Annotated in this window: 24 protein-coding genes; 9 read left to right on the forward strand and 15 right to left on the reverse strand. The window is 75.0% G+C overall.

Features of this window, described 5'->3' with window-relative positions; genetic code table 11:
- Nucleotides 1-47: 47 nt before the first annotated feature.
- Together K1Y72_RS14710 and K1Y72_RS14715 are read right to left on the reverse strand one after the other, a co-directional pair.
- Nucleotides 48-281 (reverse strand): hypothetical protein, encoded by a 234-nt coding sequence (locus K1Y72_RS14710; RefSeq protein ID WP_220166859.1) that lies wholly within the window; start codon nucleotides 279-281, stop codon nucleotides 48-50.
- 151 nt (nucleotides 282-432) lie between these two features.
- Nucleotides 433-1,461, reverse strand: a complete 1,029-nt coding sequence (locus tag K1Y72_RS14715) for a glycoside hydrolase family 18 protein (protein WP_220166860.1) — start codon at nucleotides 1,459-1,461, stop codon at nucleotides 433-435.
- A gap of 184 nt (nucleotides 1,462-1,645) precedes the next feature.
- Here K1Y72_RS14715 and K1Y72_RS14720 point away from each other — a divergent pair, with 184 nt between their 5' ends.
- Complete coding sequence (locus K1Y72_RS14720; protein WP_220166861.1) at nucleotides 1,646-1,834, forward strand: hypothetical protein; 189 nt, start codon at nucleotides 1,646-1,648, stop codon at nucleotides 1,832-1,834.
- On the opposite strand, the gene K1Y72_RS14725 is transcribed toward K1Y72_RS14720, so the two are convergent.
- Entirely contained in the window at nucleotides 1,803-2,756 is a 954-nt protein-coding gene (locus tag K1Y72_RS14725; RefSeq protein ID WP_220166862.1) for a DMT family transporter, read from the reverse strand. The two genes, K1Y72_RS14720 and K1Y72_RS14725, sit on opposite strands and share 32 nt — an antisense overlap.
- Between K1Y72_RS14725 and K1Y72_RS14730 the strand changes: the two genes are divergently transcribed.
- The 5 genes from K1Y72_RS14730 to K1Y72_RS14750 all read left to right on the forward strand — a co-directional run bounded on the left by K1Y72_RS14730 (nucleotide 2,755) and on the right by K1Y72_RS14750 (nucleotide 8,170).
- Nucleotides 2,755-4,155 (forward strand): aminotransferase-like domain-containing protein, encoded by a 1,401-nt coding sequence (locus tag K1Y72_RS14730; protein ID WP_220166863.1) that lies wholly within the window; start codon nucleotides 2,755-2,757, stop codon nucleotides 4,153-4,155. The two genes, K1Y72_RS14725 and K1Y72_RS14730, sit on opposite strands and share 2 nt — an antisense overlap.
- Before the next feature lie 109 nt (nucleotides 4,156-4,264).
- Nucleotides 4,265-4,813: a CGNR zinc finger domain-containing protein gene (locus K1Y72_RS14735; protein WP_220166864.1), complete on the forward strand. Its 549-nt coding sequence runs from the start codon at nucleotides 4,265-4,267 to the stop codon at nucleotides 4,811-4,813.
- 60 nt (nucleotides 4,814-4,873) lie between these two features.
- Nucleotides 4,874-5,428 carry a GNAT family N-acetyltransferase gene (locus tag K1Y72_RS14740; RefSeq protein ID WP_220166865.1) on the forward strand — a complete coding sequence of 185 codons (555 nt, stop codon included), beginning with the start codon at nucleotides 4,874-4,876 and terminating at the stop codon, nucleotides 5,426-5,428.
- Nucleotides 5,429-5,595: 167 nt separating this feature from the next.
- Entirely contained in the window at nucleotides 5,596-7,269 is a 1,674-nt protein-coding gene (locus tag K1Y72_RS14745; RefSeq protein WP_308287077.1) for an MFS transporter, read from the forward strand.
- Nucleotides 7,270-7,303: 34 nt separating this feature from the next.
- On the forward strand, nucleotides 7,304-8,170 hold the full coding sequence (locus tag K1Y72_RS14750; protein WP_220166866.1) for a 1,4-dihydroxy-2-naphthoate polyprenyltransferase: 867 nt from the start codon (nucleotides 7,304-7,306) through the stop codon (nucleotides 8,168-8,170).
- A gap of 43 nt (nucleotides 8,171-8,213) precedes the next feature.
- Here the strand turns inward: K1Y72_RS14750 and K1Y72_RS14755 are convergent, their stop codons facing one another.
- On the reverse strand, nucleotides 8,214-8,897 hold the full coding sequence (locus K1Y72_RS14755; RefSeq protein ID WP_220166867.1) for a uracil-DNA glycosylase: 684 nt from the start codon (nucleotides 8,895-8,897) through the stop codon (nucleotides 8,214-8,216).
- Between the two features lie 82 nt (nucleotides 8,898-8,979).
- Here K1Y72_RS14755 and modA point away from each other — a divergent pair, with 82 nt between their 5' ends.
- A complete protein-coding gene (modA, locus tag K1Y72_RS14760) occupies nucleotides 8,980-9,750 on the forward strand; it encodes a molybdate ABC transporter substrate-binding protein (RefSeq protein WP_220166868.1) in 771 nt (256 codons plus the stop codon).
- A 118-nt stretch (nucleotides 9,751-9,868) separates the two neighbouring features.
- Nucleotides 9,869-11,911 (forward strand): ATP-dependent zinc metalloprotease FtsH, encoded by a 2,043-nt coding sequence (gene ftsH / locus K1Y72_RS14765; protein ID WP_220166869.1) that lies wholly within the window; start codon nucleotides 9,869-9,871, stop codon nucleotides 11,909-11,911.
- Nucleotides 11,912-11,915: 4 nt separating this feature from the next.
- Here ftsH and K1Y72_RS14770 read toward each other — a convergent pair whose 3' ends face one another.
- From K1Y72_RS14770 to K1Y72_RS14805, 8 genes are all read right to left on the reverse strand, one after another.
- On the reverse strand, nucleotides 11,916-12,764 hold the full coding sequence (locus tag K1Y72_RS14770) for an SCO6745 family protein (RefSeq protein WP_220166870.1): 849 nt from the start codon (nucleotides 12,762-12,764) through the stop codon (nucleotides 11,916-11,918).
- Between the two features lie 27 nt (nucleotides 12,765-12,791).
- The gene (locus K1Y72_RS14775) at nucleotides 12,792-13,367 is read right to left on the reverse strand and encodes a transglutaminase-like domain-containing protein (protein WP_220166871.1); all 576 of its coding nucleotides are present in this window, start codon (nucleotides 13,365-13,367) and stop codon (nucleotides 12,792-12,794) included.
- A complete protein-coding gene (gene dapB, locus K1Y72_RS14780) occupies nucleotides 13,368-14,105 on the reverse strand; it encodes a 4-hydroxy-tetrahydrodipicolinate reductase (RefSeq protein ID WP_220166872.1) in 738 nt (245 codons plus the stop codon).
- A 43-nt stretch (nucleotides 14,106-14,148) separates the two neighbouring features.
- Nucleotides 14,149-14,523, reverse strand: coding sequence for a phage holin family protein (locus K1Y72_RS14785; protein WP_220166873.1), 375 nt, complete (start codon nucleotides 14,521-14,523; stop codon nucleotides 14,149-14,151).
- Nucleotides 14,524-14,575: 52 nt separating this feature from the next.
- Entirely contained in the window at nucleotides 14,576-15,901 is a 1,326-nt protein-coding gene (locus tag K1Y72_RS14790) for a M16 family metallopeptidase (protein WP_220166874.1), read from the reverse strand.
- 94 nt (nucleotides 15,902-15,995) lie between these two features.
- Nucleotides 15,996-18,308 carry a polyribonucleotide nucleotidyltransferase gene (locus tag K1Y72_RS14795; protein ID WP_220166976.1) on the reverse strand — a complete coding sequence of 771 codons (2,313 nt, stop codon included), beginning with the start codon at nucleotides 18,306-18,308 and terminating at the stop codon, nucleotides 15,996-15,998.
- A 261-nt stretch (nucleotides 18,309-18,569) separates the two neighbouring features.
- Entirely contained in the window at nucleotides 18,570-18,839 is a 270-nt protein-coding gene (gene rpsO, locus K1Y72_RS14800) for a 30S ribosomal protein S15 (RefSeq protein ID WP_019634028.1), read from the reverse strand.
- Nucleotides 18,840-19,063: 224 nt separating this feature from the next.
- A complete protein-coding gene (locus K1Y72_RS14805; RefSeq protein ID WP_220166977.1) occupies nucleotides 19,064-20,020 on the reverse strand; it encodes a bifunctional riboflavin kinase/FAD synthetase in 957 nt (318 codons plus the stop codon).
- Between the two features lie 183 nt (nucleotides 20,021-20,203).
- Between K1Y72_RS14805 and K1Y72_RS14810 the strand changes: the two genes are divergently transcribed.
- On the forward strand, nucleotides 20,204-21,148 hold the full coding sequence (locus tag K1Y72_RS14810) for an endonuclease/exonuclease/phosphatase family protein (protein ID WP_308287078.1): 945 nt from the start codon (nucleotides 20,204-20,206) through the stop codon (nucleotides 21,146-21,148).
- 18 nt (nucleotides 21,149-21,166) lie between these two features.
- Here the strand turns inward: K1Y72_RS14810 and truB are convergent, their stop codons facing one another.
- From truB to rbfA, 3 genes are read right to left on the reverse strand one after another with little or no spacing between them, the layout of a single operon-like run.
- A complete protein-coding gene (gene truB, locus K1Y72_RS14815) occupies nucleotides 21,167-22,033 on the reverse strand; it encodes a tRNA pseudouridine(55) synthase TruB (protein WP_220166875.1) in 867 nt (288 codons plus the stop codon).
- Entirely contained in the window at nucleotides 22,030-23,097 is a 1,068-nt protein-coding gene (locus K1Y72_RS14820; protein WP_220166876.1) for a DHH family phosphoesterase, read from the reverse strand. The genes truB and K1Y72_RS14820 overlap by 4 nt, the downstream gene beginning before the upstream one ends.
- On the reverse strand, nucleotides 23,094-23,573 hold the full coding sequence (gene rbfA, locus K1Y72_RS14825) for a 30S ribosome-binding factor RbfA (protein ID WP_220166877.1): 480 nt from the start codon (nucleotides 23,571-23,573) through the stop codon (nucleotides 23,094-23,096). Before rbfA ends, K1Y72_RS14820 begins: the two co-directional genes overlap by 4 nt.
- Between the last annotated feature and the right edge of the window lie 18 nt (nucleotides 23,574-23,591).

A 23,591-nucleotide genomic window follows, 5' to 3' on the forward strand; every position in this document is an offset into this window, starting at 1 on the left:
CACTCCGGCTACTTACCGGACTCGGTCTGGTAACACGCCGCGCGCGGTCAGCCCGCGCGCTGCATTCCGCTGAGCTCCTCGCCCAGCCCCTTGCCCAGTTCCTCGCTGAGCTCCGCGAGGCGGAGGCGCAGCTCGTCGATGTTCAGGGTGCGCACGAGCTCGTTGCCGCGCACGGCCCACCAGTGCCCCGAGCCGCCGCGGCCGATCCGCCATCCGCTGAACTCGGTGGAGAGCTCGCTGAGACGGTCGGTCTCGCGCCAAGCGGTCTGCTGAACGCCCATCGGCTGCTGAATGCCCATCGGCCTGGTCCCCACTTCTCTCACCATCCGCCAGTGGAGTGCTACGCGCCGTCTCCTACCCGGTGCGGCGCCGCCTATCCGGATGATTTGACCTGCGGTTTCGGGCATTTGGGAACGTGACAAGCAGGCTTGCCTAACCGTTAATCCTTGCTATCTCCGAGGGCAGCCACGTTGACCGGTAACGTGCCCATTCCTGGGGGTCCGTCGTCCAGTCGGCGTAGATCCCGACGCCCCAGGGCCGCGCCGGCGGGCGCTCCAGCGCGTCCGCGCCGCGCCGCACGCCGCGCAGCGCGCCGTCCAGGTCCTCGGCCCAGGCCATGCTCGTGCGGTAGGTCGGAACGCCCATGAACACCGTGACCTGGTCTCCGATCAGCCGGAGCACGTGCGCGGTGTGCCGGGCGTAGTGCAGGCCGGCCAGCGAGCGGGTCGGCAGCGACACGTCGTAGGTCATGATCGCCACCTGGTCGACGCGGGCGGCGACCGAGCGGAGGAAGGCGTCCGTCGGGCGCGGCGGGTACTCGAACCGGCCGCCGCGCGGCAGCAGCGCCTTGTAGAGCGGCTGCAGGCCGTCCGCGAGGGTGGGCTGTTCCAGCGCGACCGAAAGCAGGCGCCCCCGCGCCTTCGTGAGGCTCCGCGTGCCGTCGAGCAGGGCGAGGAAGGCGGTGTCGTCGGGGTAGATGGGCTCGAAGTCGTAGTGGATCCCGTCGAAGCCGAGGTCGAGGAAGGTTCCGGCGGTCCGCACGACGCGGGCGCGCACGGCCGGGTCGTCGAGCTGGATGACGCCCGCGCCGCCCGCCACCCGGATCTGCCCGAGGTAGGCGTGCGCGCGGACGCCGGGCGCGTACCGGCGCATCGCCGCGATCAGCGCCCGGGCGTTGCGGTACTTGGCGGCGGGGACGGTGCCGTCGGCCTCGACCGGGCCGGCGTGGAAGTACACGTCGGTGATCCGGCCGCGCTCCAGGAGGTCGCCGAAGGCGCGGTACTCGGCGCCGGTGTGGGTCTCGCCGACCCACTGGTGGCGCGCCCAGAGCGCGTTCGTCGCCGTCCCCGCCGCCGTCGGCGCGGGCTGCCACCAGACCCACGCGCCGGCCGCGGCGAGCGCGACCAGCCCGAGCACGTACGCCACCGCCCACCCGGCCCACCTGGCCGTTCTCCGCACCATCCGGCCATCATGGACCATTCCGGGCGGCTTCAAGATCAAATCTTGGTCGGCGCCGCGCGCGCCGCGCCGGGGTGCGTTGACGCCGGGACGACACTTCCCGTAAGCGGCCCGCCGGGCCCCCGCCGCTGCGGACGGACCCTCGGGCCGGGGTCCAGACCCGTTGCGGGTTGGGAGGTCGAGCGCCATGCGAGCACGTCACGACCGGGAAGAGCCCGACGCGGCCCCGCGTCCCCTGATCAGCACCCGCGCGCTGGTGATCCTGGTGGCCGCCGGCGGCGCCGCCGGGTTCGCCGCGCTGGTCCCCGACACCGCCGTGCCGATCGGCGTCGGGGTCGGCGTGCTCACGCTGCTCGCGCAGATCGTCCGGGACTGACCGCCGGGACGGGCGCGGGGGCTGCGCCGACGCGGGCGCGCTGGGCCGCGGCGACGCAGCCGAGGACGGCGAGCGCGGCGGCGCCGGTGAGCAGGTCCACGTGCTCGCCGAGCAGGAGCGCCGACCAGGCCAGGGTGAGGGGCGGCTGGGTCAGCTGGACCTGGCTCGCGCGGGCGATCCCGGCCCGGGCGAGGCCCTCGTACCAGGCGAAGAAGCCGAGGAACGCCGACATCAGCGCGACGTAGGCGAAGCCCGCCGTCGCCTGCGGCGTCCAGTGCGGTGAGGTCGTCGCGAGCAGCCACGCCGTCACCGGCAGGGTGATCGGGGCGCTGAGCACGAGCGCCCAGGAGATCACCTGCCAGCCGGGGCGGGCGCGGGCGACGCGGCCGCCCTCGGCGTACCCCGCCGCGGCGGCGAGCAGCGCCCCGAGCAGCAGCAGGTCGGCGGCGCTGAGACGGCCCGCCCCGCGCAGCAGGGCGAAACCGGTGACGCAGACCGCGCCGGCCGCGGCCGCCGCCCAGAACGCCCGCGAGGGCCGCTCGCCGGCGCGCAGCACGGCGAGGACGGCGGTGGCGGCGGGCAGCAGGCCGATGACGACGGCCGAGTGGGAGGCCGAGGCGCCGTGGTCCAGGGCGAGCGTGGACAGCACCGGGAAGCCGAACACCACGCCCGCGCCCGCGACGAGCAGGGCGGGCCACTCGGCGCCGCGCGGCCGCGGGGCGCGGGCGGCGGCGAGCGCGAGGGCGGCGGGGACGGTGACGGCGGCGGCGCGGCCGATGCCGATCAGGTACGGGTCCAGGCCCCGCAACGCGTAGACCGAGGCGATGATGGTGAACGAGAAGGTCAGCACGCCGAGGAAGGCGAGGACCAGCCCGCTACGCGCTACTGCGGGACCGGGGATAGCGCTACTCTTGTCCTTCATGCACAACGATAGCAGTGCGGGAGCGCTCGCGGACGTCCTGCGCCCCGAGGTGCTGGCGCTCCGGCCCGGCGAGCGGCTGCCGTCCAGCCGGACGCTGACCGGGCGGCACAAGGTCAGCCCCGTCACCGTCACCCGCGCGCTCGGCCTGCTGGTGGCCGAGGGCCTGGTCGTGACGCGGCCCGGCGCGGGCGCGTTCGCCGCCGACCGCCCGGACGCGGCGCCCGGCCCGCCCGACCTCGGCTGGCAGGCCGTCGCGCTCGGCGACCGCGCGGTCGACGCCGCCGGGGTGTCCTGGCTGCTCAGCCCTCCGCCGGACGGCACGGTCGCGCTGAGCGGCGGCTACCCGCACCCGTCGCTGCAGCCGCTCCGCGCGCTCGCCGCCGCGACGGCCCGCGCCGCGCGGCGCCCGGCCGCCTGGAGCACCCCGCCGCTCGCGGGCGTGCCCGAGCTGCGGGCCTGGTTCGCGCAGGGCGTCGCGGGCGCCGCCCCCGCCGACGTGCTGATCGCGGCGGGCGGCCAGCAGGCGCTCACGACCGTGCTGCGCGCGGTGCCGCCGCCCGGGTCGCCGCTGCTGGTGGAGTCCCCCACCTACCTCGGCGCGCTCGCCGTCGCGCGGGCCTGCGGGCTCCAGCCGGTGCCGGTGCCCGTCGACGGGGAGGGCGTCCGCCCCGACCTGCTCGCCGAGGCGTTCGCGCTGACCGGCGCCCGCGCCCTGTACTGCCAGCCGACCTTCCACAACCCGACCGGCGCGACGATGGGCGCCGCGCGCCGGGCGCGCGTCCTGGAGGCGGCGCGGGCCGCCGGCGCCTTCGTGATCGAGGACGACTACGCCCGCCACCTGGCCGTCGACGCGCCGCCCCCGCCGCTCGCGGCCGGCGACCGCGACGGGCGGGTCGTGCACATCGCGTCGCTGGCCAAGGCCGTCGCGCCGAGCGTGCGGATCGCCGCGGTGATCGCGCGGGGGCCGGTCGCCGAGCGCATCCGCGCGACGCAGCTCGTCGAGGGCTTCTTCCCCTCCCGGCCGCTCCAGGAGGCGCTGCTGGAACTCGTCGGCTCCCCGGCCTGGGCGCGCCACCTGCGGGAGCTGCGCACCGCGCTGCGGGGGCGCCGCGACGCGCTCGCCGCCGCGCTCGCCCGCGACCTGCCGGGCCTCGCGGTGAACCGGCCGCCCGGCGGCCTGCACCTGTGGGCGCGGCTGCCCGCGGGCGCCGACGACGTCGCGGTGACCGAGGTCGCGCTCCGCGCGGGCGTGCTGGTGAGCCCGGGACGGCCGTTCTTCCCGGCCGAGCCCCCCGCCGCCCACCTGCGGCTCACCTACGGCGCGGCGGGCTCGGCGGCCGAGCTGGAGGAGGGCGTGCGGCGGCTGGCGACCGTGCTGCCGGAGGCGGTAGCGGGGTAGGGCTCGGCGCACCTATCGCCTCCGCCTCGATAGCGGTCACCGACAACCGGCCAAGAGGGAACGCCGGTGTCGCGATTGGTACAGTGCGGGGAGAACGGCGGGAGGCAACATGATCGAATCGACGGCCGCCCTGCTGCTGCGCGACTTCGTCAACACCCTGGACGTCGAGCTCGGCGCCGACGACCTCGCCGCGCCCGCGCGCCTCGCGGAGTGGCTGGCGGGGCGCGGGCTCGTCCCGCCGGGCACCGGCGCGGACGCCGCCGACCTCGACCGCGCGGTCGCGCTGCGCGAGGGCCTGCGGGCGGCGATGCTCGGCCACCACGGACCGGCCGCCGCGCCGCCGGCGGAGCTGGACGGCGCGCTCGCCGCGCTGCCCCTGCGGGTCAGCCTCGCGGGCGGCGCGCCCGCCCTGCTGCCCGCCGGGACCGGCGCGTCCGCCGGGCTGGCCCGGATCGCCGCCGCGATCCCCGCGACCGTCGGCGAGGGCACCTGGCCGCGCCTCAAGGCGTGCCCGGAGCACACCTGCATGTGGGCGTTCCTGGACACCTCCAAGAACCGGTCCCGCACCTGGTGCTCCATGCGGGTCTGCGGCAACCGCACCAAGACCCGCGCCTACCGGGCCCGCCACCGGCCCGCGCCGGACGGCGCCACGCCCTAGAGTGGGCCGGCACAGCAGGGCCGGCCCAGTGGGGCCGGCCGACCGAGAGGACGTGCCGTCATGGCCGATGTGGGCGTGCGGCCCGCCCGCCGCGCGGACGCCGGCGCCGTCGCCGCGATCCAGGTGCGCGCCTGGCGGCAGGGCTACCGCGACCTGCTGCCCGCGCCCGTCCTGGAGCAGGTGACGGGCACCGAGGCCGAGGCGGTCTGGCGCGAGCGCTGGAGCGAGGCGGTCACCGCCCCGCCGAGCCCCCGGCACCGCCTGCTCGTCGCGGTCGCCTCCGACCTCGTCGTCGGCTTCGCCGCGCACGCCCCCGCCGAGGACCCCGACCACGACCCGGCCGCCACCGCCGAGCTGCTCACCCTCCTCGTCGACCCCCTGCACGCCCGCGCCGGCCACGGCAGCCGCCTCCTCGCCGCCACCGTCGACACCCTCCAGGACGACGGCCACGAGACTTTGGTCACCTGGGCGTTCGAGGGCGACGAGGTGCTGCGCGCCTTCCTGGCCTCCGCCGGGTGGGCTCCTGACGGCCTCGCCCGCGACCTCGACATGGGCACCCCCGTCCGCCAGATCCGCCTCCACACCGACATCACCCGGGCGCCCTCCGCTTCATGACCCCGTGGTCACGCCTCGTTGAGATGCGGCGTGTTGACGTCTTGGAGCGCTCCAAGACGTCAACACGCCGCATCTCAACGAGAGGCGACCAGGTGGTCATCCCGGCGTGGAGGGCGTTAGCGACGCCCCGGTGTGGGGCATGGGCACCCCGGCCCTAGTGTGGAAACGTGCCCGAGACCACCTCCTTGACGCCGCCGCGCGCTCACGCGACGGCTCCCGCGCCCGGCCGGCACCGCTGGCTCGGCGTGGTCGTCATCAGCCTCGGCGTCTCGCTGATCATCGTGGACGCCACCATCGTGGGCGTGCTGCTCCCGCAGATCGTCACGGAGCTGCACCTGTCGTCGGCGGACGCCGAGTGGGTCACGTCGGTGTACTCGCTGGTGTTCGCGGCGCTGCTCATCCCGTTCGGCCGGGCCGGCGACCTGTTCGGCCGGCGCCGCCTGTTCGTGCTCGGCGTCACGGTGTTCGCGCTCGCGAGCCTCGGCGTCACCGCCGCGCAGGACGGGTCGGCGCTGATCGCGGCGCGCGGGCTGCAGGGCGTCGGCGCGTCCATGGTGATGCCGGCCGCGCTGTCCACGCTGAACAGCGTGTTCAGCGGCCGGGACCGGGCGGTGGCGTTCGGCATCTGGGGCTCGATGATCAGCGGGATGGCGGCGCTCGGGCCGCTCGCCGGCGGCGCCCTGGCGACCGGCGGTGGCTGGCGCTGGGCGTTCGGGATCAACCTGCCGCTCGGCGCCGCGCTCGTCGCGGGCGCCCTCGCGCTCATGCCCGAGACGCGGTCGGCGGTGCGCGGGTCGCTCGCCGGCATCGACTGGGGCGGCGGGGTGCTGCTCGCGCTCGGCCTCGGCTGCCTGGTCTGCGGTCTCATCGAGGGGCAGACGTTCGGCTGGTGGCGGCCCGTCGGGACCGCCGAGATCGCCGGGCTGTCGCCCGTGCCGGCCGTCCTCGCGCTCGGCGCCGTGCTGGTCGCGGCACTCGTCGCCCACGAGCGGGTCCGGGCCGCCGCGGGCAAGCCCGTCATGCTCGACCTCGCGCTGTTCCGGATCGCCAACTTCCGGCGCGGCAACCTGGCCTCCGCCCTCATCAACGTCGGCGAGCTCGGCCTGGTGTTCGTGCTGCCGCTGTTCCTGCTCGGCGTGCACGGCACCTCGCCGGTGCAGGTCAGCCTGGCGATCCTGCCGCTCGCGATCGGCGCGTTCCTGTCCGGCGGCTACGCCGGGCACCTGGCGGGCGGCCGCGCCTACCGGGCCGTGCAGCTCGGCATGGTGCTGGAGGTCCTCGCCGTCCTCGGCCTCGCCCTCACGATCACGGCGACGACCGGCGGCTGGGGCGTCGCGCCGTGGATGCTCGTCTACGGCTTCGGGCTCGGCCTGACGTCGGCGCAGCTCACCAACGTGTCGCTCGCCGACGTGCCGCCGGAGCGGTCCGGGCAGGCGTCCGGCACCCAGTCCACCGCCCGGCAGATCGGCGCCGCGCTCGGCATCGCGCTGATCGGGACGGTGTTCGCCACCTCGCTCGGCCACACCATGGACGACCGGCTGAAAGGCAGCGGCCTGCCCGCCGCGGAGCGCGCCGCGGTGTCCCACGACCTGCGGCACAGCGCCGGCACCTACGCCCGCGACCTGCACCGCGACCCGGCGCGCGCGGCGGAGGCGCGGGCCGCCGACGAGAGCCTCGCGGTCGCCGCCCGGCGCGGCACGCTGGTGATCGCCGCGATCCTCGCGGGCGGCCTGCTGCTGTCGCTGCGGCTCCGTCCGGGCACGGCGGAGGCGGCCGCCGGGCCGGACGGCGCGGGGGCGCGCGCGAAGCGCCGGCGGCGTCCGCAAGAATCGGGGGGCTAGTCCCCTGTCGTCCCACCAGACCGAACGGTAACCAGTGGCCACGCTCTCCCAATGGGTCGCCGGATCCCGGCCCCGCACCCTGCCCGCCTCCCTCGTGCCCGTCGTCGTCGGCACCGGCATCGCCATCGGCGAGGGGCACGCCGTGTGGTGGCGCGCCCTGCTGGCCGGGTTCGTCGCGCTGATCCTGCAGATCGGGGTCAACTTCTCCAACGACTACAGCGACGGCGTCCGCGGCACCGACGAGGACCGCGTCGGGCCGCTCCGGCTCGTCGGGTCGGGCGCCGCCAAGCCGAAGCAGGTGCTCGGCGCGGCGCTCGCCTGCTTCCTCGCCGCCGCCGTCGCGGGCCTCGTGCTCGCCGCCGTGACGACGTGGTGGCTGCTGCTCGTCGGCGCCGTCGCGATCCTCGCCGCCTGGTTCTACACCGGCGGGAAGAACCCCTACGGGTACCGGGCGTTCGGCGAGGTGTCGGTGTTCGTGTTCTTCGGCCTGGTCGCCGTCGTCGGCACCGTCTACGTCCAGCTGGAGCGCGTCCCGGCGGTCGCGTGGGCGGCGGCGATCCCGGTGGGCCTGCTCGCCTGCGCGCTGCTCGTCGCCAACAACCTGCGCGACATCCCGACCGACCGCGAGTCGGGCAAGCGCACCCTCGCCGTCGTGCTCGGCGACCGCTCCACCCGCGCGCTGTACGCCGGGTGCGCCGCACTGCCCTACCTGTTCGTGATCGCCGTGGCGGTCGTGCACCCGTGGGCGCTGCTCGCGCTGCTGTCGGCGCCGCTGTCGGTGCCGCCGACGCAGAAGGTGCTCGGCGGGGCGGCCGGCCCCGCGCTCATCCCGGTGCTCGGCGAGACGGGCCGCCTGCAGATCGCCTACGGCGTGCTGCTCGCCGCCGGCCTGGCACTTTGAGGGCGGCGCCGCCTCCCCGGGCGGGGGAGGCGGCGCCCCGGCGTCAGCGGGTGATCGCCCAGTCGATCTCGGGCTCGCCGGCGTCGGCGAGGGCCTTGTTGACGGCGCTGAACGGCTTGGTCCCGAAGAACTTCTTGGCGCTCAGCGGGCTCGGGTGCGCCGACTCGATGACGGTGTGCTGGACGCCGGTGATCAGCCGGGCCTTCTTGCGCGCGTAGGCGCCCCACAGCACGAACACCACGCGCTCGGACTTGTCGTTCAGCGCCCGGATCGCGGCGTCGGTGAACTCCTCCCAGCCCTTGCCGGCGTGCGAGCCGGCGTCGCCCGCGCGGACGGTGAGGACCGCGTTCAGCAGCAGCACGCCCTGGTCGGCCCACGGCGTGAGGTCGCCGCCGGTGGCGACGGGCACGTCGAGGTCGGCGGCGAGCTCCTTGTAGATGTTGCGCAGCGACGGGGGCAGCCGGACGCCGTCGCGGACGCTGAAGCTGAGCCCGTGCGCCTGGCCGGGACCGTGGTAGGGGTCCTGGCCGAGGATCAGCACCCGCGCGCTGTCGTAGGAGCAGTGCCGGAAGGCGTTGAAGAGGTCCTCCCGCGGCGGGTACACCGTCTGCCCGGCGTACTCGCTCTCGACGTACTCGCCGAGGGCGGCGACGTCGGAGGGGTCGAGGAGGGGTTCGAGCCGCGCCCGCCAGCCGGCGGGGAGCAGCTCCATGAGGTCGAGGGCCATGGCACCGACCCTAACGAAGGGCACCGACAGAGCCCGCCCGAATCACCGGACCGTACCGACATCACCCCTATGATGCCGTCATATGCCCCCACTCCCCCGCCGTCGGGGCCGCGCGGCCGCCGCCGTCCTGGTCGGCCTCGGCGCCCTGACCGGCTGCGGCGGCCCGGACGGGCCGGTGACGCTCACCGTCCTCGCCGCCTCCTCGCTCACCGAGGTGCTGGCCGAGCTCGGCGCCGTCTACCGCCACGACCGGCCGCAGGCGCGCGTGGAGGCGCGGTTCGGCGGCTCCCAGGAGATGGCCGCCGAGCTGGCGGACCCCGGGCCCGGCGACGTCCTCGTCACCGCGGACGCCGCGTCGATGAACGCCGTCCGCAAGCGCCTCACCGGGCCGCGCCGCACCGTCGCGAGCACCACGCTGACGATCGCCGTGCAGCCGGGCAACCCGCGGCGGCTGAAGGGGCCGTCCGACCTGTCCCGGCCGGGCCTGCGGGTCGCGGTCGGCGCGCCGATGGTGCCGGTCGGCCGCTACGCGCGGCAGGTGTTCGCCAAGGCCGGGGTGACGGTCCGCTGGGACACCGAGGAGATCAGCGCCCGCGCCGTCCTCGACCGGGTGCGGTCGGGCCAGGCCGACGCCGGGCTCGTCTACATCACCGACATGCGGTCGGCGGGCGCGGCCGCGAGCAGCGTCGCGATCCCCGCCGCCGAGAACGTCACCGCCTCCTACCCGGCCGCCGTGGTGAAGGGCGGCCACGAGGAGGAGGCCGGCCTGTTCGTCTCCTGGCTCGCCTCCCCCGCCGCCGCGGCGGTCTTCCGCAAGCACGGGTTCACCGCCCCCGCCGCGTCGCCCCGGTGACCCGCGGGACGGGCGCGGCGGCTGTGACGCACGGGGCGTTTCCGTGCGTTCCATCCCGGGCACTACCAAGATCAATCCGGTCGGGACCGGCCGGGACGCCGTGTCGGGGGGATGCCAGGTGCCGTCGAACTCTCGCGAGCCGGACCCGCGCTCCCGCGAGCCCGAGCGGCGTTCCCGCGAGCCCGAGCGCCGCCGCCCGGCGCCCGCCCAGGGCCGTCCCGACCAGCCGTGGCGCGCCGAGGGCGTGCCGCCGGCCAAGAAGAAGGACGACCGGCCGGACGGGACGCGCGGCCGCGGGTTCAAGCCGTCCCGCAACACCTACTTCTGGCTGCTGCTCATCCTCGTCTTCGCGCTCAGCTTCGTGTCGATGAACCTGACCGGGCGGCAGGAGACGTCCACCATCGCCTACACCGAGTTCACCAAGCAGGTGCAGGCGGGCAACGTCAAGGACGTCTACACCAAGGGCTTCCAGATCCAGGGCGAGCTGAAGACCGCCCAGGTGGTGCCGGGGCAGGGCGACCAGGACAAGAAGTACTCCAGCTTCGAGACGCTGCGCCCCGAGTTCGCCGACGACAAGATCTACAGCGACATGGTCGCCAAGGGCGTCGTCGTCGAGGCCAAGCCCATCAACGAGGACCGCGGCTTCCTCGCCAACCTGCTGCTGTCGCTGCTGCCGACGCTGCTGTTCGTCGGCCTGTTCGTCGCCGCGATGATCTACGTCCAGCGGCGGGTCGCCGGCGGGGGCGGCGCGGGCGGCATGCTGCGCGGCTTCGGCCGGTCCCCGAAGCCGGTGACGCCCGACGAGAAGCGCGCCACCTTCGCCGACGTCGCCGGCATCGACGAGGTCGAGGACGAGCTGAGCGACGTCGTGGACTTCCTCAAGCACCCCGACAAGTACCGGCGGCTCGGCGCCCGCGCCCCGCGCGGCGTGCTGCTCACCGGCGCGCCCGGCACCGGCAAGACGCTCCTCGCGCGGGCCGTCGCGGGCGAGGCCGACGTGCCGTTCTACTCGGCGGCGGCGTCGGAGTTCATCGAGATGGTCGTCGGCGTCGGCGCCGCCCGCGTCCGCGAGCTGTTCACCGAGGCCCGCAAGACCGCGCCGTCCATCATCTTCATCGACGAGATCGACACGATCGGCCGGGCCCGCGGCGGCGGCGCGTCCATGGGCGGGCACGACGAGCGCGAGCAGACGCTCAACCAGATCCTCACCGAGATGGACGGCTTCTCCGGCTCCGAGGGCGTCGTGGTGATCGCCGCGACGAACCGGCCCGACATCCTCGACCCGGCGCTGCTCCGCCCCGGCCGCTTCGACCGGCAGGTCGCCGTCGCCCCGCCCGACCTGGAGGGCCGGGTCGCGATCCTGAAGGTGCACACCCGCGACGTGCCGCTCGCGCCGGAGGTCGACCTCGCCGCGATCGCCAAGATGACGCCGGGCATGACCGGCGCCGACCTCGCCAACCTCGTCAACGAGGCGGCGCTCGGCGCCGTCAAGGCCGACAAGGCCGCCGTCGACATGGCCGACGTCAACGCCGCCCTGGAGAAGATCCAGCTCGGCACCCGGCGGTCGCTGGTGATGGCGCCCGACGAGCGGCGCCGCACCTCCTACCACGAGTCGGGGCACGCGCTGCTCGGCATGCTGTTCCCCGGCGCCGATCCCGTCCGCAAGATCACCATCGTGCCGCACGGGCGGGCGCTCGGCGTCACCGTGTCCACCCCCGACAGCGACCGCTACGCCTACGACCGCAACTACCTGCGCGGCCGCATCATCGGCGCGCTCGGCGGGATGGCCGCCGAGGAGCTGGTGTTCGGCGTCATCACCACCGGCGCCGAGAGCGACCTGGAGCAGGTCACCAAGATCGCCCGCGGGATGGTGGGGCGCTGGGGCATGTCCGAGCGGATCGGCCCGCTGTCGGTGCTGCCGCCCGAGGGCGGCGACCCCTACGGCCAGTACGCCGCGCAGGGCACCCTCGACGCGCTGGACGAGGAGGTCCGGCGCATCGTCGACGACTGCTACGCCGAGGCCCTGCGCACGCTGCGCGAGAACCGCGACAAGCTGGAGTCGCTCGCCGCCGCCCTGCTGGAGCACGAGACCCTCGACGAGACCGGCGTCTACGCCGCCGCCGGCATCCCGCGCCTGGCGAAGGGCGCCGGCGACGCGTGAGCCGCTAGGCGATCCGCGGCAGCCCGATCGGGTTCGGGAACGGCAGCTCGCCGCTGTCGGCGACGGCCCGCGCGAGCGGCGTGAGCAGCCGGCGCAGCTCCTCGGGGTCGGCCACCGCCGCGTAGGGCTGGGCGGCGATCCGGTCGGTGCGCTCCTCGATGTGCTCGCGCAGCGCCCGCCCCTCGGCCGTCGCGGCGCCCCGCTCGTCCAGCAGGCCCCGCTCGGTGAGGGCGCGGCGGGCGGCGTCCCACTCCTCGTCCGACCAGCCGCGGCTGTCCTTCAGCCAGGCGGCCGGGGTACCGCGGACGGCGGCGGCGAGGATGTTGGCCTGGGCGCCGTCCAGGCCCTCGGCGGTCAGCAGCGCCACATGCCCGTCGCCGCGGTGCTCGCGCAGCGACGTGGCGCCCTGCCAGAGCGCCTCGACGGGGTCGTCGGGCAGCGCGAGGCCCTGGTTGGCGGCGAACAGCGGGCGCCCTGTCGGGTCCCCCGCCGCCACGGCGGCGGCGAGCAGCGGCGCCGCCTCGATGGCGAACCTGTCCACCCCGGGAAGGATCCGCCGCAGCGCCGCCGCGCTGCCCGCCGCCCGTGCCCGCAGCACCTTCTCGGGCGCCGCGAACGACCACGCGTCCGGAACGGCCCGCCGCACCCGGTCGGGATGGAACCCGTGGAACGCCGCGACGACGGGTCCGGCCTCCACGGCCCCCATGGGCGCGCTTCGACCGCCGAAGTACCCCATCCAGTACCCCCGCAGCCCCGCCTCCTTGAGGGCCGCGATCGGCTCGGCGGAGAAGTAGGTCACAACATGGACCGGCTCGACCGCCGTCCACAGCTCCCGCGCAAACAAAGCGTCCATACCCGACATCCTGGCACCGGGGGACGGTCAGAGGGAGTCCGGGAGGCCGGTGGCGGCGAGGGCCAGGGCGTCGGTGGCGGCTTTCAGGGGGTTCAGGACGGCGGGCGGGGGGCTCGCGTAGACGGTGGGGTAGGTGAGCTCGCCGGCGGCGGGGTCGGGGGTGAAGGCGAGGCGGTCCTCGGCGGCGGAGAACCGGACGTCGATGCCCGGCTTGTCGCCGCGCGGGTCCAGCAGGACCCAGCGGTCGTCGATGAGGGCGGCGGCGAGGCCGTGCAGGACGAAGCCGTCGCCGTCGGCGAGGCGCTGGTAGGCCAGGCCCGCCTGGACGCCGCCCGCGCGCAGCAGGGCGACGTAGGCGATCGCCTTGGCGTGGCAGAAGCCGGTGCGCTGCTCCAGGACGTCGGAGGCGCGCCAGGTGACGCGCGGGTCCCGCGCGTCGACGCTGTGCGCGATCTCGTCGCGGACGTGCTCGAACGCGGCGCGGGCGTAGGCGACGTCGTCGCCGTCGCGCAGGGACGCGGCGGTCGACTGGACGAGCGGGTGCTCCAGGTCGACCGCCTCGTCCGCGCCGAGGTAGTCCCAGGGGTCGGCGTCGAAGTCCATTCAGAGGCCGAGCAGCGACTCGATGCCGACGGTGAGCCGGTCCGGCAGGCCGGCGACCTCGCGGAGCGACAGCAGGACGCCCGGCATGAACGACTCGCGGTTCATCGAGTCGTGCCGGATCGTGAAGATCTCGCCGTGGCCGCCGAGGACGACCTCCTGGTGCGCGATCGCGCCCGACAGCCGGACGGCGTGCACGCGGACGCCGTCCACGTCGGTGCCGCGGGCGCCCGCCAGCTCCTCGGTGGTGGCGTCCGGGGACGGCGCGACGCCGGCCTCGGCGCGGGCGGCGGCGATGAGCTGCGCGGTGCGGTAGGCGGTGCCGCTCGGCGCGTCGACCTTGTTCGGGTGGTGGGTCTCCACGACCTCGACCGACTCGAAGAACGGCGCGGCCCGCGCGGCGAAGCCCATCATCAGCACCGCGCCGATGCCGAAGTTCGGCGCGATCAGCACGTTGCCGCCGGGACCCGCCGCCTGCCAGGAGCGGACGGCGTCCAGGCGCGCCGGGTCGAAACCGCTGGTGCCGACGACGGCGTGCAGGCCGTGCTCGACGCACCAGCGCAGGTTGTCCATGACGACGCCGGGGCTGGTGAAGTCCACGACCGCCTCGGCCGCGGTCAGCGCGTCCAGGGCGTCGCCCTGGTCGACGGCGGCGACCAGCTCCATGTCGTCCGCGCCCTCGACGGCCCGGCACACCTCGGCGCCCATCCGCCCGCGCGCGCCCAGCACTGCGACCTTCATCGCGGTTCCTCCCCGGTTCGACCTGCGGGGCGAGCCTACCGGCTCACACGTCGTCGGAGACGAACAGGTTGAGCAGCCAGCTCACCACGCCGATGATGATCGCGCCCCAGAACGCCGGCCAGAACCACTCGACGTGGAACGGCAGGTTCAGCTTGCCCGCGAGCCAGCTCGTGAGCCCGAGCAGCGCCGCGTTCACCACGAGCGCGAACAGGCCGAGGGTGAGGACGTAGAAGGCGCAGCCGAACACCTTGATGAGCGGCTTCAGCACGGCGTTGACGATGCCGAAGATGATCGCGACGGCCAGCAGCGTGAGGGCCCGCTTGCCCCAGCTCCCGGCCGTCACGTCGATGCCGTCCACCAGCGCGGTCGCCACCCAGAGCGCCACCGCGGAGATGACCACGCGGATCAGGATCTTCATGATCGTCCCTTACCCGGCCGGTCGCGCCGGGTAACTGATCATGCGCGGAGGGCTAGAGGGCGAACTCGTGGTCGCCGAACGGGCCGATGACGGTGAGGGCCTGCGGGCGCGTGAGGACGTCCTGGGCGACCGCGAGGACGTCGTCCAGGGTGACGGCCTCGATGCGGGCCAGCACCTCGTCCACCGGCAGCAGCGACTCGTAGACGAGCTCGCTCTTGGCGATGCGGCTCATCCGCGACCCGGTGTCCTCCAGGCCGAGGACCATGCCGCCGCGCAGCTGGCCCTTGCCGCGCTCCAGCTCCTCGGCGGTGAGACCCCGCTCGGCGGCCTTCGCGATCTCGTCGCGGCAGATCCGCAGCACCTCGTCGGCCTTGCCCGGCTGGCAGCCCGCGTAGACGCCGAACGTGCCGGTGTCGGCGTACTGCGAGGTGTAGGAGTACACCGAGTAGGCGAGGCCGCGCTTCTCCCGGACCTCCTGGAACAGCCGCGACGACATGCCGCCGCCGAGCGCGGCGTTCAGCACGCCGAGCGCGAAGCGCCGCTCGTCGGTGCGGCGCACGCCGAGGCCGCCGAGGACGATGTGCGCCTGCTCGGTGTCCTTGTCGATGACCTGCGCCGTCGGGGACGCGCCCTGCTCGGGGCCGCCGACGCGCGGGTCCGCGGGGCGGGCGTCGCCCGCCAGGTGCGGCGCGAACGCCGCCGCGGTGAGCCGGACGACCTCGTCGTGGTCGACGTTGCCGGCGGCCGCGACGACCAGGTTCGGCGGCAGGTAGTGGGACCGGTAGTAGCCGTGCACCCGGTCCCGCGACAGCGCGTTGATCGAGTCGACGGTGCCGAGGATCGGCCGGCCGATCGGGACGTCCCCGTACAGCGCGGTGGAGAACTCGTCGTGGATGAGGTCGCCCGGGTCGTCGTCGCGCATGGCGATCTCCTCCAGGATCACCCCGCGCTCGGCCTCGACGTCCTCCTCCCGGTTCACCGACGCCGCGACCATGTCCGACACCACGTCCACCGCGAGCGGCAGGTCGGCGTCCAGCACCCGCGCGTAGTAGCAGGTGTACTCCTTGGCGGTGAAGGCGTTGAGGTCGCCGCCGACCGCGTCCACGGCCGCCGAGATCTCCAGCGCGGTGCGCCGCTCGGTGCCCTTGAACAGCACGTGCTCCAGGTAGTGGCTCGCGCCGGCGTCGGCGGGCGCCTCGTCGCGCGAGCCGGTCCCGGCCCAGATGCCGAAGGCGGCCGAGCGGACCGTCGGCATGGCCTCGGTGATCACGCGCAGGCCGCCCGGCAGCACGGTGCGGCGCACCGCGCCGGAACCGTCGGCGCCCGGGTGAACGGTGTGGGTGGTGCCGGGCTCCTGCGCACGCGCGGGGAGGGTCACGGGGAACTCTCAATCACGTTCGGGGTGCGGGAAACGGGCCGACCGGCCCGCCCTCGCGGCGAGGGCGGGCCGGCCGGTCCGGCTGGTGCGGCGGTCAGGAGTTGCGGCTGCCGCCGTCGTCGGGACGGCGGGTGCGGCGGCGGCGCGGACGGCGGTCGCCGTCGTCGCCCTCGCCGCCGGCGTCCCCGGCCGGCGCGGCGTCCGCGGCGTCGCCGCCGTCGGCCTTGGCCGCGGCCTCGCGCTCGACGACCTCGACCGGGACCAGCGACAGCTTGCCGCGCTGGTCGATCTCGGTGACCTCGACCTGGATCTTGGAGCCGACGCTGATGACGTCCTCGACGTTCTCGATCCGGGCGCCGCCGTGCAGCTTGCGGATCTGCGAGACGTGCAGCAGGCCGTCCTTGCCGGGCAGCAGCGACACGAACGCGCCGAACGTCGTGGTCTTCACCACGGTGCCGAGGAAGCGCTCGCCGACCTCGGGCATGTGCGGGTTGGCGATCGCGTTGATCGCCGCGCGCGCGGCCTCGGCGGACGGGCCGTCGGTGGCGCCGACGTAGATCGTGCCGTCGTCCTCGATGGTGATGTCGGCGCCGGTGTCGTCCTGGATCGAGTTGATCATCTTGCCCTTCGGGCCGATGACCTCGCCGATCTTGTCGACCGGGACCTTGATGGTGATGATCCGCGGCGCGAACGGGCTCATCTCGGCCGGGGCCTCGATCGCCTCGTGCATCACGTCCAGGATCGCCAGCCGGGCGCCCTTGGCCTGCTTCAGCGCGGCGGCCAGCACCGAGGCGGGGATGCCGTCGAGCTTGGTGTCGAGCTGGAGCGCGGTGATGACGTCGCGGGTGCCGGCGACCTTGAAGTCCATGTCGCCGAACGCGTCCTCGGCGCCGAGGATGTCGGTGAGGGTGACGTACTCGCCGCCCTCGTGGATGAGGCCCATGGCGATGCCGGCCACCATCTGCTTCAGCGGGACGCCCGCGTCCAGCAGCGACATGGTGGACGCGCAGACCGAGCCCATCGAGGTGGAGCCGTTGGAGCCGAGCGCCTCCGACACCTGCCGGATCGCGTAGGGGAACTCCTCGCGGGTCGGCAGCACCGGGATGAGAGCGCGCTCGGCGAGCGCGCCGTGGCCGATCTCGCGGCGCTTCGGCGACCCGACGCGGCCGGTCTCGCCGGTCGAGTAGGGCGGGAAGTTGTAGTTGTGCATGTAGCGCTTGGTGCGCTCGGGGTTCAGCGTGTCGATCATCTGCTCCATGCGGAGCATGTTGAGGGTCGTCACGCCGAGGATCTGGGTCTCGCCGCGCTCGAACAGCGCCGAGCCGTGCACCCGCGGCAGCACGTGCGCCTCGGCCGACAGCTGGCGGATGTCCTTCAGGCCGCGGCCGTCGATGCGCACCCCGTCGCGGATGACCCGCTCGCGGATGAGCTTCTTGGTGACGGCGCGGTAGGCGGCGGAGATCTCCTTCTCGCGGCCCTCGAAACCGGCGGCGAGCTTCTCCTGCGCGGCCGCCTTGATCTCGTCGAGGCGGGTCTCGCGGTCCTGCTTGCCGGCGATGGTGAGCGCCTCGGCGAGCTCGGCGCTGACGGCGGCGGTGACCGCCTCCAGCACGTCGTCGGCGTAGTCCAGGAAGATCGGGTACTCGGCGGTCGGCTTGGCCGCGACGTCGGCGAGCGCCTTCTGCGCCTCGCAGAGCGTCTTGATGAACGGCTTGGCGGCCTCCAGGCCCTGCGCGACGGTCTCCTCGGTGGGGGCGGTCGCGCCCTCGCCGACGAGCTTGAGGGTGTCGCGGGTGGACTCGGCCTCGACCATCATGATCGCGACGTCGCCGTCGTCCAGCACCCGGCCGGCCACCACCATGTCGAAGGTGGCGCGCTCCAGCTCGGGGTGCGTCGGGAAGCCGACCCACTGGCCCTCGATCAGCGCGACGCGCACGCCGCCGATCGGGCCGGAGAACGGCAGCCCGGCGAGCTGGGTGGACATCGAGGCGGCGTTGATGGCGACCACGTCGTACAGGTGGTCGGGGTGCAGCGCCATGATCGTCTCGACGACCTGGATCTCGTTGCGCAGGCCCTTGCGGAAGGACGGGCGCAGCGGCCGGTCGATCAGGCGGCAGGTGAGGATGGCGTCCTCGGAGGGGCGGCCCTCGCGGCGGAAGAACGAGCCGGGGATGCGCCCGGCGGCGTACATCCGCTCCTCGACGTCGACGGTGAGCGGGAAGAAGTCCAGGTTGTCCTTGGGCTTCTTGGAGGCGGTGGTGGCCGACAGCACCATCGTCTCGTCGTCGAGGTAGGCGACGGCCGAGCCGGCCGCCTGCCGGGCGAGGCGCCCGGTCTCGAAGCGGATCGTCCGGGTGCCGAACGAGCCGTTGTCGATCACAGCTTCGGTGCTCTGCGCACCTTCGATGCGCGGGGCATCTGTCACGGGGAACCTCCATGGTCCGGTTCGTCCCCGCGGCCGTTACCCGTGGCTTTCTACGCAGTGCCGGTCTTCGATCGAAGCACCCGGATCCTGCCCGGATCCGGAGGCCACTACCGAGGACCGGCCGCACCAACGGTGTCCGCGGGGGTTGGTCTCAGGTATGCGGTTGTGCCGCGCGGCGGCCGGCGGGCGACCGGGCCGGGACGCGGAGCGGGGAGCGGACCGGCGGTCCGCTCCCCGAGCGTGCTAGCGCCGCAGGCCGAGGCGCTCGATGAGCGCGCGGTAGCGGTTGATGTCCTTGTTGGACAGGTACTTCAGGAGCCGGCGACGGCGGCCGACCAGCAGCAGGAGGCCGCGGCGGCTGTGGTGGTCGTGCTTGTGCTCCTTGAGGTGCTCGGTCAGATCGTTGATCCGCCGGGTCAGGAGCGCGACCTGGACCTCCGGCGAGCCGGTGTCACCCTCAGTGGTCGCGTACTCGGAAATGATCTTGTTCTTGGTGGCGGTGTCGAGCGACACGTGGCTCCTTCGATGGGTTCGTCACCCGCAGATCCCGGCTCCCGGCCGGCGGTCCGCCTGGTGCGCAACGTAAAAGCGGCGGGCCGCATGAGGGTGCAGCACGCCCGGGCCGGGCGATTGCCCGGCGACTATTCACCGTACCATGCCCGAAAGCCCCACGGTCACGGAGCGGAGCGCCCCGTGATCGTCGGGTGTCCGGGCAGGTCGCGGCGGGGGCGGGGGTCCTAGGCGGGCCCGGCGGCGCCGGTGAGCCGGCGCGCCTCGGCGACGTCGTGGTGCATCTCGGCGACCAGCGCGTCGACGGACGCGAACTTCAGGGTGTCGCGGATGCGGTCGGTGAAGTCGACGCCCATGTGCTCGCCGTACAGGTCCAGGTCGTCGCGGTCCAGCGCGTACGCCTCGACGGTCCGCTCGGCGGTGCCCTCGAACGTCGGGTTCGTGCCGATGGAGATCGCCGCCGGCCAGGAGAAGCCGGGGTAGCGGTCGGAGTCGCAGACGAGCCGCCCCGCGTACACCCCGTCCGCCGGGATCGCGGTGTGCGGCAGCGTCTCCAGGTTGGCGGTCGGGAACCCGAGCAGGCGGCCGCGCTGGTGGCCGCGCACGACGACGCCCTCGACGCGGTGCGGGCGGCCGAGCGCCCTCGCCGCGGCCGCGACGTCGCCCTCGTCGAGGCGGGCGCGGATGTTGGTGGAGGAGATCGTGTCGCCGTTGGCGACGAGCGGCACGCCCTCGGCGGTGAAGTCGTACTTGGTGCCGAGCTCGGTCAGCAGCGCCGCGTCGCCCTTGGCCTTGTGCCCGAACCGGAAGTCCTCGCCGACGATCACGTGCGCGGCGCGCAGCCGCTCCACCAGCACCGTCCGGACGAACTCGTCCGGCGGCACCCTGGACAGCTCCAGGGTGAAGGGGACGACCGCGACGGCGTCGGTGCCGAGGCTCTCCAGCAGCTCGACGCGGCGGCGGGTGGAGGTCAGCAGCGGCGGGTGGGTGCCGGGGCGCACCACCTCGTCGGGGTGCGGGTCGAAGGTGATCACGACCGAGCGGAGGCCGCGCTCGCGGGCCTGCTCGGCCGCGCTCCGCACGATCCGCTGATGGCCGCGGTGCACGCCGTCGAACACGCCGATGGTGACGACCGACCTGCCCCAGTCGGACGGGACCTCATCGAGGCCGTGCCAGCGCCGCACCATGCTCTCCCTGCGTCGGACCTGCCCGCCGTTCTTCTGTCGACTTAAAGGGTGCCATGCGGCGCCACGTGCGACGACCGGAGGGGCGGGGTTGGCGTCCCGGCCGGCCACGCCGGAGTGTACTCACCGGTAGCGCGGGCGCCCGGTCCAGGGCACTCCGGCGCCGCCGGTAGCGTCGGCGGCGTGACTCAGCAGACCCTGGAACGGGCGCCCGGCACGCGGCCCGGCCGCGGGCGCGCACCGCGCCGCGGCCTGCTCACCGCCGCCGCGGCCCTCGCCGTCGCGGCCCTCCTCGCGGGCCACCGCCTGGTGCCCGGCGACGCGGGCACCCTGCTGGACACCGGGCTCCCCTGGCTCGGCGCCGCCGTGCCCGTCCTCGCCCTCGCGGCCGCGCTGCGCCGCGCCCCGCTCGCCGGGGCGGCGGTCGCCGTCGCCGCGGCGGTGTGGGCCGCGCTGTTCGGGACGGCGTTCCTGCCCGCGTCCCCGTCCGGCGGCCGCTACGACCTGCGCGCGATGAGCCAGAACATGTACGCCGCCAACCCCGTCCCCGCCCGGACCGCCGCGCGGCTCATCGCCGACCGGCCCGACCTGCTGGCGCTCCAGGAGATCCGGGCGGGCGCCTCCACCGCCCGGCTCGACGCCGCCTACCCGCACCGGGTGGTGCGCGGCACCGTCGGGCTGTGGAGCCGGCTGCCGATCACCTCGTCGGGGCCGGTCGACCTCGGGCTCGGCTGGCCGCGCGCGCTCCGCGCCGTCGTCGCCACCGGCGACGGCCCGCTCACCGTCTACGTCGCGCACCTCGGGTCGGCGCGGCCGGGCGACACCGGCGAGCGCGACGCGACCATGGACCGGCTCGCCGCGCGGGTGCGCGCCGACGCCTCCGGGCGGGTCCTGCTGCTCGGCGACCTCAACACCGCGACCACCGACCGCAAGCTCGGCGCGCTCGTGCCGGCGCTCCGCGAGGCCCAGGGCGACGCCGGGTCGGGCCTCGGGTTCACCTGGCCGTCGTCGTTCCCGCTGGCCCGCCCCGACCACATCCTGTACCGGGGCCTCGACCCGGTGGACGCCGCGACGGCGCGGACGCCCGGCAGCGACCACGACGCCGTCCGCGCCGACTTCCGCTTCTAGGACCGCCCGGCCGCCCGGCTAGACGAAGACGGCGAGGGGCCGGGCGACGCCGTCGCGCTCCTCCACCAGCGACAGCAGCGCCCCGTCGGGCCCGAACACCCCGACGGGGCCGGGGCCGAGGCCGGCGGCGCGCAGCCGTCCCCCGTGGCGGACCTTGCGGGCGTCGTCCTCGTCCACCTGGCGGCGCGGGAACGCGGCGGCGACGGCGTCGCCGATCGGCAGCAGCTCCAGCGCGGCGGCGTGCTGCTCCAGCGTCCGCGCCCGCGCGAGGCCGTAGGGGCCGACGCGGGTCCGGCGGAGCGCGGTGAGGTGGCCGCCGGTGCCGAGGGACGCGCCGAGGTCGCGGGCCAGCGCCCGGATGTAGGTGCCCGACGAGCAGGCGATCGACACGTCCAGGTCGAGCAGGTCGCCGTCGCGGCGCACGGCCGTCACCTCGAACCGGGAGACGGTCACCGGCCGCGCCTTCAGCGCGACCTCCTCGCCCTTGCGGGCCGACTTATAGGCCCGCTCTCCGTTCACCTTGATGGCGCTGACCTGCGGCGGGACCTGCTCGATCGGCCCGGTGAGGGCGGCGATCCCGGCCGCGACCGCGGCGTCGGTCACGCCCGCGGCGGACGCCGTCGCGGTGATCTCGCCCTCGGCGTCGTCGGTGTTGGTGGCCTGCCCGAGCCGGATCGTGCCGTCGTAGCCCTTCTCGGTGAGGGCGAGGTGGCCGAGCAACCGGGTCGCCTTCTCCACGCCGACGACGAGGACGCCGGTCGCCATCGGGTCCAGCGTCCCGGCGTGGCCGACCCGCCGCGTGCCCGCGATCCGCCGCATCCGCGCGACCACGTCGTGCGAGGTCCAGCCGGCGGGCTTGTCGACGATGACGAGTCCTGAGTTCACGGGGCGGGCTCCGGTTCCGGGGTGGGCGGTCCGGCGGCGCGCAGCTCCGCGCGCAGCCGGTCCATGATCTCTTCGGGGCGGCCGGCGGCGGTGGCCGCGGCGGCGCCGGCGTGGCCGCCGCCGCCGAGCACCGCGCAGGCGCGGGCCACGTCCACGGCCCCCTTGGACCGCGTCGACACGTACCAGTCGCCCTCGTCGGTCTCCTTCAGCACGACCGCGACGTCGGCCTCGTCGGCGCGGCGGAGCTGGTCGATGACGCCCTCCAGCTGGTCGTAGCGGACGTCGCCGCGGTCGGCGCGGGCGATCGTCGTCCAGACCAGGCCGTGGCCGGCCGCCGCGTCGCGCTCCAGCCGGGCGCGGGCGAGCGCGCCCGCGAGCACCTGGAGGTAGCCGAACGGGGCGCGGTCCCACAGCTCGCGGCTCACCGCCTCGGGGCGGACGCCGACCTCCAGCAGCCGGCCGGCGAGATCGTGCACCTGCGGCGTCGTGCACGGGTACTTGAACGAGCCGGTGTCGCTGGCGAGCCCGGCGTACAGGCCCTGCGCCATCGGGTTGGTGAGCCGCACGCCGAGGCGCCGGATCAGCTCGTCGACGAGGACGGCGGTCGCGGCGGCCGATCCGTCCACCAGCCGCACCGCCGGGCCGAAGTCGCGGCCGGTCGCGTGGTGGTCCAGGACGATCAGGTGGCGGGCCCGGGACGCCGGGCCGGCGAGGCCGCCGAGCCGGTCCGGGCCGGCCGCGTCCAGCGCGATCATCAGCTGCGGCGCGGCCGGGATCCGGGACGGCTCGACGAGCATCTCCTGGCCCGGCAGGAACCGCAGGCTGGCCGGCACCGTGAACGGCTCGCCGAACGAGGCGAGGACGCGCTTGCCGAGGCCGCGCAGCGCCTGCGCGAGCGCCAGCATCGAGCCGAGCGCGTCGCCGTCGGGCACCACGTGGCAGGCGAGGCAGACCTCCTCCGCCGTGCGGATCAGGCGGAGCGCCCGGTCCCACTGGAGGAGGGGCCGGTACGCCCCGCCGGCGGCGTCGCCGGCGGGGGCGCAGGCCGCGGCCGGGCCGGTCACGGCGTCCGCGGCCCGGCGGCGTCCTCGTCGCCGGCGTCCTCGTCCGCCTCGTCGACCTCGCCCGCCGTGCGGTAGGGGTTGGCCTCGCCGGCCGGGGAGGCGCTCTGCGCCGCCCGCGCCACCTCGGCGTCCCGGGCGCGGGCCTTGGCCAGCAGGTCGTCGATGTGCGCGACGTTCTCCATGACCTCGTCGGGGACGAAGGTGAGGGACGGGGTGTGCCGCACCCCGGTCTTCCGCCCCACCTCGGTGCGGATGACGCCCTTGGCGCTCTCCAGCGCCGCGGCGCTCTCCGCCCGCTCGGCGTCGGTCCCGTAGACCGTGTAGTAGACGGTGGCGTCCCGCAGGTCGTTGGTGATGCGGGTGTCGGTCACGGTCACGAAGCCGAGCCGCGGGTCCTTGATCCGGCGCTCCAGCATCTCCGCCACGATCTGCTGGATGCGGTCGGCGAGCTTGCGCGCCCGGGCTGCGTCCACCACGATCGCACTCCTTTTCTG

This window comes from Actinomadura parmotrematis (assembly GCF_019458805.1).
GTDB lineage: Bacteria > Actinomycetota > Actinomycetes > Streptosporangiales > Streptosporangiaceae > Spirillospora > Spirillospora parmotrematis.